Below are 14,282 nucleotides of genomic sequence, written 5' to 3'. Positions count from 1 at the left end.
ATATCGGATAAATGACGTAAAACTATAGAGATGAAAACAAAAAATGTGTTGCAGCAACAATATTCGCAGCAATTTCACACAATTTGACTAACAATATTTTCAATCGATTAAAAAAGCCCCACTAAAGAGTGAGGCTTGTTTATCAAAGCAGTGAAGCTTAGAAGTAATCGCGAATCAGAAGTTCAGCGATTTGTACTGCGTTTGTTGCTGCGCCTTTACGAACGTTATCAGCAACCACCCACATGTTCACACCGCTGTGATGGCTAATATCGTTACGAATACGACCAACCATTACGTGGTCTTTACCACCAGCATCACGAACCTGAGTTGGGAAGTCTAGTGCTTGGAACACTTCAATACCGTCAGTGTTCTCTAAAAGCTGAACCACTTGCTCTGCACCGATTGGAGCGCGAGTTTCAATGTGAAGCGACTCTGCGTGGCCATAGAATACCGGAACTCGAACACAAGTCGGGTTAACCGTGATTGAAGAATCTGCAAAGATTTTTTGAGTTTCCCAAACCATCTTCATTTCTTCACGTGTGTAGCCGTTCTCTGTAAATTCATCGATTTGAGGAATACAGTTGAACGCGATCTGCTGTGAGAATGCTGACTTGTCAGCTGGCATGCCGTTAAGAAGCTTAGCCGTTTGACCTGCTAGCTCATCGATACCCGGCTTACCTGCACCAGACACAGATTGGTAAGTTGAAACGTTAATACGCTCAAGACCCACTTCATCGTGAATTGGCTTAAGTGCTACTACCATCTGAATAGTAGAACAGTTAGGGTTTGCAATAATGTTGCGGTTACGGAACTCAGCAATCGCTTCAGGGTTCACTTCTGGTACAACCAAAGGAACATCATATTCGTAACGGAAGCGTGATGTGTTATCGATAACCACAACGCCTTCATCAGCAGCAATTGGAGCCCAACGTTCTGAAAGTTCGCTACCTGCAGAGAAAAACGCAATATGTACTTGAGACCAATCGAAGTCTTCTACGTTTTGTACTTGTATTGTTTTGCCGTTAAAACGGGAAGTTTTGCCTTCACTACGTTCACTTGCTAGTAAGTGCATTTCACCGACAGGGAATTTACGCTCTTTAAGTACTTCAAGAATGGTTTCACCAACCGCACCAGTCGCACCTAAAATAGCAATATTAAATTCTTGGCTCATTGTTTCTCTCTTTTATAAAGTTGGCTTTACCATAAAACCGAGTTTAGATAACGGCGTTAAATTACAAGACTCATCGCCCGTTAACTCGACTGCACTATACTCTCTGCGGTCCCAATATTCTTTACGCATCTTGTCAAAAGAACCCGGCGTAGAGATATTGCGACGGAATAAGGCGTCGTCTTTGCGCACATCATAGATCAACTGAGTCAAATTGTGCAGTGTTGCTTCATCCCAAGCTCTATCTAATTTCATTTGAGGTACAGGCGCTGTTGGTAGAAGGTCGCTTGCATAAGCACGTTGTTCAGTACCTAAAAATTCACAATAGCTGTTGAAGATCATCGTAGTACCGCGCGCTTTGCCCTCTAAACCGTAGCCCGCTACGTGAGGTGTTGCAAAAGCAAGTAGTGGAAGCAGCTCGAAATCGACTTCAGGCTCAAACTCAAATACATCCAGAACCGCAGTAAACCCGTCGGCTTTTTGCAGGCGATTTTTTAACGCTTGGTTATCAACGACTGGACCGCGAGCCGCATTAATCAGAATTTGATCGGCGCGGAAGTTGTTCAGTACTTGCTCATTGATCAAGTGATGAGTTGGGAATTCACCCGTTTTAGTGATTGGCGTATGCAAAGTGATCACGTCCGATTGCTCAAGCAGTGTCTCTAATTCAGTAAACTCGCGAGTATCACCCTCTTGTTGTTTTAGAGGATCGTTCAGCAATACTTTAATGCCAATACCTTCAAGGCACTTCGCTAAATAGCTACCCACCTGACCACAACCAATAATACCGACCGTTTTTTCGAATACAGAGAAACCTTGTTGCTGAGCCAACACCATCATCGCGCTGAACGCATACTCAGCAACACCCACCTTGTTACAGCCAGGCGCCGCAGTAAAGAAAATGCCACGATCTTTCATCAATTCTTGGTCGACATGGTCCATACCTGCCGTCGCAGTACCGACAAACTTCAGCTTATTGGCTTTGCTAATCAATGACTCGTTCACCTTGGTGACAGAGCGAATCATCAAAGCGTCTACGTCAACAAGATCGTCAGCAGTTAGCGTTCGACCGGACTTCATTGTCACTTCACCTAACTGGCTAAAAAGCGCTTCAGCATAAGGCATATTTTCATCGATTAAGATTTTCATTGGGAAGGTACTTTTGTTGGGGTCTGTCGACCTTAAATGTGAATTGAAATGATTGTGCAAAATTCCACACACGGTGTCGAGTAGCAAATGGAATACATTATAAATAAAGGGCTGAATTGGCTTTAACGCTAACAAGAGATTTGACAGTGGCATCATTTCTAGCGTTCATCAAACGATAACCCGAATAATGATCAACCCTGGCAATTGGGTAACTGAGTAACTGAGTAACTGAGTAACTGAATAACTGAGTAAATCTAAAACGAAAAATGCCCGATTGAATAAACAATCGGGCAAACATCCAGAACAAAAGGATCCTATCTCGCTCTCCAGGAGACAGAGTCTTGCGTCTGTTCAACCAGTAGTAACTAAGTCACCACTGATCAAGCTCTGGAAACCTTTCAACTTCTAAATCTTGATTTAAAAAGCCATTTTCTAAAGCGAAGCTTACAAAGCTAGGGTTAAAAAACACGCTTAAAACCATATTTATAAAGCTATGTTCTGATGGTCATGATTACTGAGTGGCCTGTGCGTGTTGAATCTGCACTCACGTCACCCATTAACGATTAACCTTTTATTAATTTAACCTTAGCTTCAATTAGCCTTGGTATTTTTTGATTACTAGCGTTGCGTTCGTACCACCGAAACCAAAGCTGTTAGACATAACTGTCGTTAGCTCTTGCTCACGAGTTTCAGTTACGATGTCTAGGCCTGCGCCTGCTTCGTCTAAGTTTGCTACGTTAATGCTAGGTGCAATAAAGCCGTTATCTAGCATTAGCGTTGAGTAGATAGCTTCGTGTACGCCAGCTGCACCTAGAGCGTGACCAGTCATCGCTTTCGTTGCTGAAATTGCTGGGCTGTTGCCACCAAACACTTCTTGGATAGCGCCTAATTCTTTAACGTCACCAACAGGAGTTGAAGTACCGTGAGTGTTCACGTAGTCAACGCCATCAACGTTTTGCATTGCCATCTTCATACAACGAACCGCGCCTTCACCAGAAGGAGCAACCATGTCGTAGCCATCTGAAGTCGCGCCGTAACCTACGATTTCACCGTAAATTTTTGCGCCACGAGCAACTGCGTGCTCAAGCTCTTCGATAACTAGCATGCCGCCGCCACCAGAGATAACGAAACCATCACGGTCAGCATCGTAGGTACGAGAAGCCAATTCTGGAGTGTCGTTGTACTTAGTAGAAAGTGCGCCCATTGCGTCGAACATCATAGTCAGAGACCAATCAAGCTCTTCACCGCCACCAGCGAATACTACGTCTTGCTTACCAAGTTGGATAAGCTCCATTGCGTGACCAATACAGTGTGCAGAAGTCGCACATGCAGAACTCATAGAGTAGTTCACACCACGGATTTTGAAAGGAGTTGCTAGACAAGCAGAAACCGTAGAAGCCATTGTACGTGGAACCATGTATGGACCAACGCGCTTCACGCCTTTTTCACGGATGATGTCTACTGCGTTTACTTGGTTTAGAGATGAAGCACCACCTGAACCCGCAACGATACCCGTGCGGTCATTAGATACTTGATCTTCTGTTAAACCAGAATCAGCAATTGCTTGCTCCATTGAAAGATAAGCGAATGCCGCTGCATCACCCATAAAGCGCATTTTTTTGCGATCAATATGGTCAGCAGGGTTCATTTTTAGGTTACCCCAAACTTGAGAGCGCAAGCCATTTTCCTTGAACTGCTCTGAAGCGGTAATACCTGATTTACCCTCTTTCAGTGATGCTAAAACTTCTTCGACGTTGTTACCGATACTTGAAACAATACCCATACCGGTGATTACGACTCGTTTCATGTGACATTCCTATAATTCTAAATTCAGCTAGATGATAACTAAGAAGCCTAACAAAAGTGGTCAGCTTTCCTAGAAATTCGTACAATCCCTACCAACATATCGCTTCAAATCACAAAATGATAGATTTTATGACTTCAATTACTAATGCAGAACTGGAATGGAATGAGTCTGGCACGCCAGTATCAGACCAATTTGATGACGTTTACTTCTCCAATGTTAACGGTTTAGAAGAAACTCGCTACGTCTTTTTAAAGCAAAACCACCTTCCAGAGCGTTGGGTTGAACATGAACAACGCCGCTTTGTGATAGCAGAAACCGGTTTTGGCACTGGTTTAAACTTTCTCGCGGTTTGGCAGTGGTTCGATGCTTTTCTTAAAGATAACCCACAAGCGATGACCAAAGAGTTACATTTCATCAGTTTTGAGAAATATCCTCTAAATAAAGATGATCTGATTAAAGCGCATCAATCTTGGCCAGAATTAGCCGAGTATGCGAAACAACTCCAAGAACACTACCCTATCGCACTGCCTGAATGTCATCGTATTGTACTGGGTGATGGCGTAATCACGCTTGACCTATGGTTTGGTGACATCAAAGATTGCATGCCTAACGTTCCGACACCAAAACAAGGCTTAGTTGATGCCTGGTTCTTAGACGGCTTTGCTCCTAGCAAAAACCCTGAGATGTGGAATCAAAACTTATTCAACGGCATGGCAAAGTTGGCCAAACAAAATTGCAGCTGCGCCACGTTTACCGCTGCAGGTTTTGTGCGCCGCGGTTTAATCGAAGCAGGCTTTGGTATGAAAAAGGTCAAAGGTTTTGGTACCAAGCGAGAAATGATTGCTGGCCGACTTAGCGAGAAACATGCTCACACCAACATCAAACCTTGGTATGGCCTACCTCAAAACAGTGATTCACAAGATATCGCCATTATCGGTGGTGGCGTTGCCAGTGCCGCATTAGCCAAAACGTTAAGCCGCCGTGGTAAAAACATCATGCTTTATTGTGAACACCAACAAGCTGCGGGCAATGCCTCAGGCAATAATCAAGGTGCGATTTACCCGTTATTGAGTGAAGCGACATCGAACGTGTCTCGCGTGTTTGGCCCTGGGTTACTGTTTGCTCGTCAATTTATTAATCAAGCGGCTCAGTCTGTTCAATTTGACCACAGCTGGTGTGGCGTGAACATTTTGATGTGGGATGAAGGCTCCACTAAAAAGCTCAACCGCATGTTGGAAGGCAATTTCCACACAGATCTGATTCAGCGTTTAGCACCAGAGCAAGCGAACGAAAAGATTGGCTTACCGGTCGATAAAGAGAGTGTTTACTTTCCATTGGGTGGGTGGCTAAGCCCTCTTCAGCTTACTCAAGGTTTGATTGGCAAGTTAGAAGAGACAAACCAAGTGAGCGCACACTATCAACATCAAGTCACTCAACTTGAGTGGTTAGATGCTGAACAACAATGGTTGTTGACGATTAAGACACCTCAAGGCGAGATTCAGACAAAACACGACCAAGTGGTTGTTGCGAATGGACACAAGTTCACTCAGTTTAAACAAACTCAGTCCGTACCACTCACTCCGGTTAAAGGCCAAGTGAGCCACATTCCGACGACTGACAACCTAACCAAACTCAAAACCGTGTTGTGTTTTGATGGCTACCTAACGCCGCAAAATACAAATAACGGCCATCACTGTATTGGTGCCAACTACGACAAGACCAATATCGACCAAGAGTTTGATATTGAGGTTCAGCAACATAATGGTGAGCGCCTGCATGGGTCGCTACCAGACCAAGCATGGACAAAAGATGTCGATACCAGTGACAACTTAGCGCGCCAAGGTATTCGTAGTGTAAGCCGCGATCACTTGCCGTTTGTCGGAAATGTTGGCGATTTTGAGTCAATCAAAGAGCAGTACCAAAATCTACACAACTTTAACCCGCAACGTCATTCGATTGATGAGGTTCAAACGGTGAAAAGCTTCCCTAACCTATATTGCTTTATTGGATTGGGTTCACGAGGTTTAAGCTCTGCGCCATTGTTGGCTGAAGTTTTGGCGTCACAAATTTGCGGTGACCCGTTGCCTCTACCTGTAGATGTACTTGAAGCGATTCACCCAAGTAGAATGTGGGTACGAAGACTGCGTAAAGGCAAAGCACTAACGGCTGGATGGACTGCAGACAAGCATTCTAAATCGAGCCAGTAATTCCTAGTTCAGCTATTCTGAACATCTCAAATGTCTCAAGATCTAAGATATCTGAAATTAACAGCTAAAAAGCCCGAGCGACATTAAGTCACTCGGGCTTTTCGTTAATTGTGTAACCATAAACTGGATTGTATTTACAGCTTAGCTACCGCTTCTTTAATCTGTTGAGCGATCTCTTCATTACTGATTGAACCAGATTCAAAGTCAAAGTTATCGTAGAAACTAGGTACTGAAAGCGACGCTTTTACGTTACCGCCAAAGTATGGTGCTGAACCCGTTGCTGCGCCAAGTACGGTTTGTGCACCACCAGGGCCAGGTGAAGTCGCTAAATAAACGGCCGGCTTCTCACCAAACACTGAACGTTCAATACGTGTCGCCCAATCAAATAGGTTTTTATAAGCTGCTGGGTAATGACCGTTATGCTCTGCAAAAGAGATAACAAACGCGTCAGCTTCAGCAAGGTCACGTAAGAATGCTTGTGCACCTTCAGCTTGGCCAATCTCTTTCTCAGTATCTTCACTGAACATAGGAACGTTGTAGTCATTAAGGTTTAGAACTTTAACTTCAGCTTCATCAATCAAGTTAGCTGCGTAAGTTGCTAGTGCTTTGTTGATAGAAGTAGAGCTTGTGCTTGCGCCAAATGCGATAACTTTCATGATGTAACCTTTTCTGTGATTTCGTTAAGTGGGATTAGAATAACGTAGTAAGAAAATGAAACCATCACAAGGATTGAACGGACTCATTCAAAAATTTCGAATGAGTCTCAAATAAACAGTTCGCTCAGCAAAATGAGAAGGAAGGGACTGAACGGATAGCATCAATATATCGAGATTAAGCTTGGTTTTGTAACTCAACCCAAAGATCATTTACGATCGTGCGATCTGCTGGTGTTAGTTCAGAGCGAGCGTCATCTAAGCTCTTTTCAATGCGTGCTTTTACTTCTGCTACTTCTTCAATGCCATCTTCTTCACATGAAGCCACTGAAAGAGAAATATGACCACGTAAGTAACCACCTGCAAACAGTTCATCGTCTGATGCGTTTTCAATGCGAGCATCAATTACTTCAAGTAGTTTTTCTTCAAATTCGATAATCATAATATTCTCTTATTTCACTATAAATTGGCTAGCACATAAAGGTTCAACATCGTAGAAGCTGCATAATGCTTCAGAGAGCATTTTCACTCGAGGCGGAAGGCCAACTTCTAAGATACCCATGACTTCGCTGTGTACTTTATTCATAAAGGCCAAACGATCTGGCTCAAAATCGCCGTGTAGATTGTCACAGCTGACATTAAAAGGAAAGCCTGCGCTCGTCGCAATGATCCATTCGTACGCTTGTGGGCGTATTTCAACTTTTTCAAACTCGGCTTGAACCGATTCAGTACGTCCATCTGGCTCATACCAATAACCAAAATCTTCCAACAAACGACGTTCAGGGCCAGCAACGCACCAGTGTGCGATTTCATGTAAAGCCGAAGCGTAAAAGCCACGAGCGAACACAATTCGATGGTGTGGGATCGTATCGTCGGCAGGCAAGTAAATAGGCTCGTCAGCGCCTAGCTCTAACTTAGTGTTAAAGCTCTCTGAGAAGGTTTGATTAAAAATATCGATAATGTCTGAATATTGGTGGGTCATAGAACTGGCTTGAAATGAAGTAAACACCCGTATTTTGCTTTGTTTTTTCGCCTTGGTAAAGCCCCTATCAAGCGTAATGTTACCAACTCAAGCGCTCTCCACCGCCACAAAGCAACCCGTATCTACAATAGATAACCTCAACTGATGCCAATTGATTACTTCAACTAATCTGAAACATCGATTCAAGGTACAAATATTCATTCGTCAACAAACGTTTTTACTACTACACTCGCGCTTCATTTTTATATCCTCAAGGCCTATAACACTTCAATTTATAGACCTAAATTATAGAGCTACAGCAATGCTATTAAGTATTTTGTATATCATTGGCATCACGGCAGAAGCCATGACCGGCGCTCTCAGTGCTGGCAAACAAAAAATGGATTGGTTTGGCGTAATGTTAGTTGCGAGTGCAACAGCAATTGGTGGCGGGACAGTACGAGACATCTTACTTGGCCACTACCCTTTAGGTTGGGTTGAAAACCCCCAGTATTTGGCTATCACCTGTTTGGCTGGTGTTGTCACAACGGGGCTGGCTAAATGGGTGATCAAGCTAAAAGGCTTGTTCATTCGTCTGGATGCCTTGGGGCTAATTGTATTCAGTATCATTGGTACTAAAGTGGCGATGACCATGGGTCTGCACCCAATGATTTGTATGGTGTCAGCATTAGTGACTGGCGTGTTTGGTGGCTTACTGCGCGATCTTATCTGTCGTCAAACCCCATTGGTTCTGCATGAAGAGTTGTACGCATCTGTTGCCCTTGTTGCTTCGGGTTTATACCTAGGTTTGCTTGAGCTTGGCATTAACAACGTAACAGCAACGATTGTTACGCTTGTGGTTGGCTACTTGCTGCGTATGGCAGCTGTAAGATTCAAATGGCGCTTGCCGTCTTTCCAGCTTGATCCGGAAAGCTCTGTACATTAGATATTCTCAATGACGCAGAATATAAAAAGGGTTGCTTCATTACGAAGCAACCCTTTTTTGTTTCTATCAAATCAGTTTCAATTCTGTTTTGAATAAAACGAAGCAAAACTAGATTTTTGGCGTTTCTGTTGTCACACCAAAGTTTTGACCACGATGACGCAATAGATGATCAAGCAATACAATTGCTAACATCGCTTCTGCGATAGGCACGGCACGAATACCCACACATGGATCGTGACGACCTTTAGTGATTAGCTGCGTTGCTTCGCCATCTTTAGTGATGGTGTCACCAGGAACTGTAATGCTTGATGTCGGCTTAAGTGCAATGCTCGCCACAATATCTTGGCCAGTAGAGATACCACCTAAGATACCACCAGCGTGGTTACTACTGAAACCTTCTGGAGTTAATGGATCACGGTGTTCGCTACCGCGCTGATTAACCACATCAAAACCGTCACCAATCTCAACACCTTTCACCGCATTGATGCTCATTAGAGCGTGAGCGATGTCTGCATCTAGACGATCAAAGATTGGCTCACCAAGACCTACAGGCACTTTAGTCGCAACCACTTGAATCTTCGCACCGATCGAGTTGCCTTCTTTTAGCAAGTCACGGATCAATTGGTCAAATTCTGGTACTTTGTCGGCATCAGGGCAGAAGAAAGCGTTGTTTTCGATCTCGTTCCAATCCACTTTATCAATTGAGATATCACCCATTTGAGAAAGATAAGCTTGGATTTCAACACCAAATTCTTGCTTAAGGTATTTCTTCGCAATCGCACCCGCAGCAACACGCATTGCAGTTTCTCGAGCAGAAGAGCGACCGCCACCTCGGTAATCACGCACACCGTACTTTTGATGGTAGGTATAATCAGCGTGGCCAGGGCGGAACTTGTCTTTAATTTCGGAATAGTCTTTAGAGCGTTGGTCTGTATTTTCAATCAATAGACCAATAGAAGTACCCGTAGTTTGGCCTTCAAATACACCTGATAAGATTTTCACTTCATCCGCTTCACGGCGAGCCGTTGTATAACGTGAAGTACCTGGGCGACGACGATCCAAATCTCTTTGAAGGTCTGCTTCGGTAATTTCTAATCCTGGTGGGCACCCATCTACGATACATCCTAGTGCGATACCGTGACTTTCTCCGAACGTAGTCACGCGGAAATGTTGTCCGATACTGTTTCCTGCCATTACTTCCTCTAAATCAGCCATCAAACAGAAGGTTTGAGTCTATAAACCTACTGACTAACAGCTTTACTTGTCTATTCTTCGTGAATTCATAGTGGCTTTAATACCAAATGATGTAAACCCCAAAAAACGAACAATTTTAACTTTCTATTACATGAGCCGAATGAAATGAATAGTGAAGGAAAATGAGTGGTGCTCTAAAACAGTTGTTTTTATTATGGTCAAAACACATAAAGGTTTAGTGTCCGCCCTTTCAGGCCTATGACGAAACAAGGTTCATCATTTTTCAACAGCATGCTCAATTAACCATGTCTTCGATTAACAAAGGTTAATGAACTCGTTGTAAATACTCTCTATGTTGTAGCCAAAATAATAAGGAGAAAAATAATGATCGAGTGGAGAGTTAAAAAATTTGCGGATCTGTCTGTTCAAGAGCTCTATGATTTCTTGCAACAAAGAGTCGACATTTTTATCGTAGATATGAACACGCCATACAGTGATTTGGATGGTAAAGATAATCACCCCGAGACTTATCATGTCATGGGTTATGAGAACGAAGGTCTAGTAGCTTATAGCCGAATTATGGCTCAGAAGCTTGGATACCCAGCCGATCTTCTACCTTTGCTGGATTCTGATGCAAATGACGTTTGTATTGGACGAGTGATTGTAGCGAAAGGCTACCGTGGAAAGCAGCTTGGTAACCAATTGATGCAAGTTAGCTTTGATGCCACACGAAAGGTTTATCCAGATTGTTCGATTTTTATTTCGGCACAAGCACATCTCAAAGACTACTATGGTAAATTCGGCTTCGACGTTGTAACCGATAGTTACTTGGAAGACGGGTGCAGTATGTTAGGTCTTAGATATACCCCACAGCTCGTGGCCGTTTAGCAAAAGCCGAAAGACAGAGACATCGAAATACAAAACATGGTATTGATAGATTAAGTCGTTCTGAAATGCAAAAAACCCGACAACTCAGAGAGTTATCGGGTTTCTTTAAATAGTGGTACGCCCTGAAGGATTCGAACCTTCGACCACCTCCTTAGAAGGGAGGTGCTCTATCCAGCTGAGCTAAGGGCGCGCTACAGGAAAGGATTATACGAATTCGAATCAGTAAAGCAACGGCTTTGTGTAACATTCTGATCCAAGTGAGTAAAAAAAGGGCAATGAGATTATAAGTGTAGGAAAATAGACCAAAGCAAACGTTTGCTTGATGGTAATCAAAAAGATTTTCTGGAATAATGCGCCAAAACATCAGCCACTAACTTGAATATCAATACTAAGGAAATTCATGACTGCTCAAAATATTGATGGAAAGCTAATTTCTCAAACAGTTCGCTCTGAAGTTGCGGCACGTGTAAAAGCTCGTACTGAAGCTGGATTACGCGCTCCGGGCCTAGCGGTTGTTTTAGTGGGTGAAGACCCTGCCTCTCAAGTTTACGTTGGAAGTAAACGTAAAGCGTGTCAGGAAGTAGGCTTCGTTTCAAAGTCTTTTGATTTACCAGCGACAGCAACCGAAGATGAACTGCTAACGCTAGTAGACCAACTCAATGAAGACCCAGAAATTGACGGCATTCTGGTTCAATTGCCTCTACCTGCTGGTATTGATACCACTCACGTTCTTGAGCGTATCACTCCAGAAAAAGACGTTGATGGCTTCCACCCATACAATGTGGGCCGTTTAGCTCAACGTATGCCTAAGCTGCGCTCTTGTACGCCTAAAGGCATCATCACACTACTAGATCGCTACAACATCGACTTACGCGGCAAGCATGCAGTTGTAGTTGGCGCATCAAACATTGTTGGTCGCCCAATGACGTTAGAACTGCTTCTAGCCGGCTGTACGACGACAACATGTCACCGCTTTACCAAAGATCTTGAAGGTCACGTACGTCAAGCAGACGTTGTTGTGGTTGCAGTAGGTAAACCAAACTTCATTCCTGGTGCCTGGGTTAAGAAAGGCGCGGTCGTGGTCGATGTTGGCATCAACCGTTTAGAATCTGGTAAGTTAGTTGGTGATGTTGAATACGACGTGGCTAAAGAGAACGCAAGTTTCATCACTCCAGTACCAGGTGGTGTTGGACCAATGACAGTTGCGAGTCTAATCGAAAACACCATGATCGCTTGTGAGCAATTTCACTCGAAATAATCCACAACGACAATCTCGGTAGCATTACCATTGAGATGAATTGTTTCGTCTTAAAATAGAATAAGAAAGCCGCAGCGTGAAAACGTTGCGGCTTTTTTGATTCTGAGCTATTTATTTTTGATACACAGCGAGTCGCTTTTAATACTGAGCACTCGCTATTTATTTGGGATATCGATTCTTTCTGCCTGCTCTGAAGGCGGCAATAAACTAATGATTTCACATTCTGTTGCTATTAATTTTTCCAACTCAGAACCTTGTGTCACTAATCGGAAGTTACCTTCAGTAATCACACCGAGTGGGATCGCTTTAGGATAAAGCGATTTGAACTCATTAAGGTCAAAAGTTTCGGTTAATCCCGTACTTTTTATTTGGCTTCCCTGAGCCATTAACGAGTTGAGTTTTGAATAAGTGATCCCTTCAGAGAACAAACTTCTATTGCCATCACGACTCACCTGATGCCTTTCATGTTTTGTCTCGGATGACTCAAGTTCAAACACTTTGCTTTCACCAAATTCATCTTGATAGTGCATGCTCACCAATGGATTCGTTTGTCGGTATGGCGATACGATCATTGCACGCCCTATCCCGTCCAATTCCAGATTATTTTCAGCGTGGCTCGAAGCTGGGTTACCGAAATAGACATTCAAGTTCTCCATGCGCGCCAAGCGAATGCTTTCCCAGTTGGTATCGGCTAGCACGCTGTTAATGTTATGTGTTGCCAGCACTTTGGCAAACTGCCGAGCAAAATGAGTCGCGCCAAAGAAAATAACTCCTTGTGCCTTCTCTTGAGTCACACCTAACCTTCTAGCCCACCAGCTTGCCGTTAAGCTCTGAATCACTACCGTACCTATGATGACTAAGAACACCATAGGTACCAGTAAATCAGCACCTTCAATCAATTGTTTTTCCTGGAGCTTTATAGCAAACAAAGAGGAGACTGCGGCTGCGACGATCCCGCGAGGCGCCATCCAGCTTAAGAACCATTTATCAGCAGAGGTAAGATCCGTACCGATCCCGCTGATCCATACACTCAAAGGACGAGCCACCAGCATAACCACCGCTAATAAGCCAACACCGCCCCAACCTATTGAGAGGAAAGTCCCCGAATCAAGCCTGCTCGCTAACAGAATAAACAACGCAGAAATGAGTAACACAGTCAGGGTTTCTTTGAATTCAATAATGTCTTCGAGATCCAAGCCTTTCACATTGGCGAGCCAGATACCCATGATGGTCACGGTTAATAAACCGGACTCTTCACTCAAGTCATTTGAAAAGGAGAATGCGGCCAACATTAGCGTCAGTACCGCCACATTACGTAGGTAATGCGGAACCCAGTGCCCTTGCAGCATCTTGGCAATCAAATGGCCACCGATACTCCCTAAGCCTAAACCAATGGCCAACGTCAGACCCAACGCCGAGAGAATATGACCCGTAGGTGCGGCCGAATAGACAATGTATTCGTAAACGAGAACAGCAAACAGAGCGCCAATTGGGTCAATAACTATCCCTTCCCATCGCAAGATGCTACCCAAGGAAGATTTGGGCTGAATGCTGCGCAGCATAGGTACGATAACCGTCGGACCAGTCACGACCACTAATGCACTAAATAAAGCAGCTAACGGCCAACTGAAACCTACGAAGAAATGAGCACCCACAACGATACACGCCCAAGTAATCAACATACCGAAACTCACGAGGTGCGTCACCATGCGCCCGTGGCCTCTGATTTCTTTAAAATTCAGGGTCAACGCACCTTCAAATAAAATGATGGCTACGCCTAATGAAATCAACGGAAACAACACGTCGCCAAAAATGGTATCGGGATTGAGGATATTTAAACCAGGGCCTAATAACAGACCGACAACAAGGAGGGGGAGAATAGCAGGAAGACGCAAACGCCAGCCTAGCAGCTGACACGCCAAGGACAACAGTCCAATTAACGCCAAGGATGAAGTGATCGACAAATCCATTTGTGCCCCTAAAGTTTTGCACCACACCCTGTGGTACAAACTGATTAACTGAATAAGAAAACCTACGTCATTACACTATAG

Annotated in this window: 12 protein-coding genes, 1 tRNA gene and 1 pseudogene; 5 read left to right on the top strand and 9 right to left on the bottom strand. The window is 43.9% G+C overall.

The features are described 5' to 3' along the window. Window positions 1-157: 157 nt before the first annotated feature. Window positions 158-1,171, bottom strand: coding sequence for an aspartate-semialdehyde dehydrogenase (locus AACW75_RS18405; protein ID WP_017074542.1), 1,014 nt, complete (start codon window positions 1,169-1,171; stop codon window positions 158-160). 12 nt (window positions 1,172-1,183) lie between these two features. Continuing rightward, on the bottom strand, window positions 1,184-2,317 hold the full coding sequence (locus AACW75_RS18400) for a 4-phosphoerythronate dehydrogenase (protein ID WP_135458080.1): 1,134 nt from the start codon (window positions 2,315-2,317) through the stop codon (window positions 1,184-1,186). Window positions 2,318-2,561: 244 nt separating this feature from the next. Between AACW75_RS18400 and AACW75_RS18395 the strand changes: the two are divergent. Continuing rightward, window positions 2,562-2,773: pseudogene (locus AACW75_RS18395) on the top strand (hypothetical protein). Window positions 2,774-2,912: 139 nt separating this feature from the next. Here the strand turns inward: AACW75_RS18395 and fabB are convergent. Continuing rightward, window positions 2,913-4,124 carry a beta-ketoacyl-ACP synthase I gene (gene fabB, locus AACW75_RS18390; RefSeq protein ID WP_017074539.1) on the bottom strand — a complete coding sequence of 404 codons (1,212 nt, stop codon included), beginning with the start codon at window positions 4,122-4,124 and terminating at the stop codon, window positions 2,913-2,915. Window positions 4,125-4,252: 128 nt separating this feature from the next. Here fabB and mnmC point away from each other — a divergent pair, with 128 nt between their 5' ends. Beyond that, complete coding sequence (mnmC, locus tag AACW75_RS18385; RefSeq protein ID WP_222425041.1) at window positions 4,253-6,331, top strand: bifunctional tRNA (5-methylaminomethyl-2-thiouridine)(34)-methyltransferase MnmD/FAD-dependent 5-carboxymethylaminomethyl-2-thiouridine(34) oxidoreductase MnmC; 2,079 nt, start codon at window positions 4,253-4,255, stop codon at window positions 6,329-6,331. A 134-nt stretch (window positions 6,332-6,465) separates the two neighbouring features. On the opposite strand, the gene AACW75_RS18380 is transcribed toward mnmC, so the two are convergent. The 3 genes from AACW75_RS18380 to AACW75_RS18370 form a co-directional block, all read right to left on the bottom strand. Continuing rightward, window positions 6,466-6,987 (bottom strand): NADPH-dependent FMN reductase, encoded by a 522-nt coding sequence (locus AACW75_RS18380; RefSeq protein ID WP_017074537.1) that lies wholly within the window; start codon window positions 6,985-6,987, stop codon window positions 6,466-6,468. Window positions 6,988-7,162: 175 nt separating this feature from the next. After that, window positions 7,163-7,426 carry a YfcL family protein gene (locus AACW75_RS18375; RefSeq protein WP_017074536.1) on the bottom strand — a complete coding sequence of 88 codons (264 nt, stop codon included), beginning with the start codon at window positions 7,424-7,426 and terminating at the stop codon, window positions 7,163-7,165. A 9-nt stretch (window positions 7,427-7,435) separates the two neighbouring features. Then, window positions 7,436-7,966 (bottom strand): elongation factor P hydroxylase, encoded by a 531-nt coding sequence (locus AACW75_RS18370; RefSeq protein ID WP_029224984.1) that lies wholly within the window; start codon window positions 7,964-7,966, stop codon window positions 7,436-7,438. 301 nt (window positions 7,967-8,267) lie between these two features. On the opposite strand from AACW75_RS18370, the gene AACW75_RS18365 reads away from it, so the two are divergent. Continuing rightward, window positions 8,268-8,891 (top strand): trimeric intracellular cation channel family protein, encoded by a 624-nt coding sequence (locus AACW75_RS18365; RefSeq protein WP_145570865.1) that lies wholly within the window; start codon window positions 8,268-8,270, stop codon window positions 8,889-8,891. A 108-nt stretch (window positions 8,892-8,999) separates the two neighbouring features. Here AACW75_RS18365 and aroC read toward each other — a convergent pair whose 3' ends face one another. Continuing rightward, a complete protein-coding gene (aroC, locus tag AACW75_RS18360; protein WP_004734182.1) occupies window positions 9,000-10,085 on the bottom strand; it encodes a chorismate synthase in 1,086 nt (361 codons plus the stop codon). 384 nt (window positions 10,086-10,469) lie between these two features. Between aroC and AACW75_RS18355 the strand changes: the two genes are divergently transcribed. Then, entirely contained in the window at window positions 10,470-10,973 is a 504-nt protein-coding gene (locus tag AACW75_RS18355; RefSeq protein ID WP_145570863.1) for a GNAT family N-acetyltransferase, read from the top strand. A 113-nt stretch (window positions 10,974-11,086) separates the two neighbouring features. On the opposite strand, the gene AACW75_RS18350 is transcribed toward AACW75_RS18355, so the two are convergent. After that, window positions 11,087-11,163, bottom strand: a tRNA-Arg gene (locus tag AACW75_RS18350). Between the two features lie 210 nt (window positions 11,164-11,373). Between AACW75_RS18350 and folD the strand changes: the two genes are divergently transcribed. Further along, window positions 11,374-12,231, top strand: a complete 858-nt coding sequence (gene folD / locus AACW75_RS18345; protein ID WP_017074532.1) for a bifunctional methylenetetrahydrofolate dehydrogenase/methenyltetrahydrofolate cyclohydrolase FolD — start codon at window positions 11,374-11,376, stop codon at window positions 12,229-12,231. A 155-nt stretch (window positions 12,232-12,386) separates the two neighbouring features. On the opposite strand, the gene AACW75_RS18340 is transcribed toward folD, so the two are convergent. Continuing rightward, the gene (locus AACW75_RS18340) at window positions 12,387-14,201 is read right to left on the bottom strand and encodes a cation:proton antiporter (protein ID WP_145570861.1); all 1,815 of its coding nucleotides are present in this window, start codon (window positions 14,199-14,201) and stop codon (window positions 12,387-12,389) included. Window positions 14,202-14,282 lie beyond the last annotated feature (81 nt).

The organism is Vibrio sp. L3-7 (assembly GCF_963898195.1).
Taxonomy (GTDB): domain Bacteria; phylum Pseudomonadota; class Gammaproteobacteria; order Enterobacterales; family Vibrionaceae; genus Vibrio; species Vibrio echinoideorum.
Note: the sequence above shows the minus strand (reverse complement) of the source record. Positions and strands in the feature narration are given on the sequence as shown.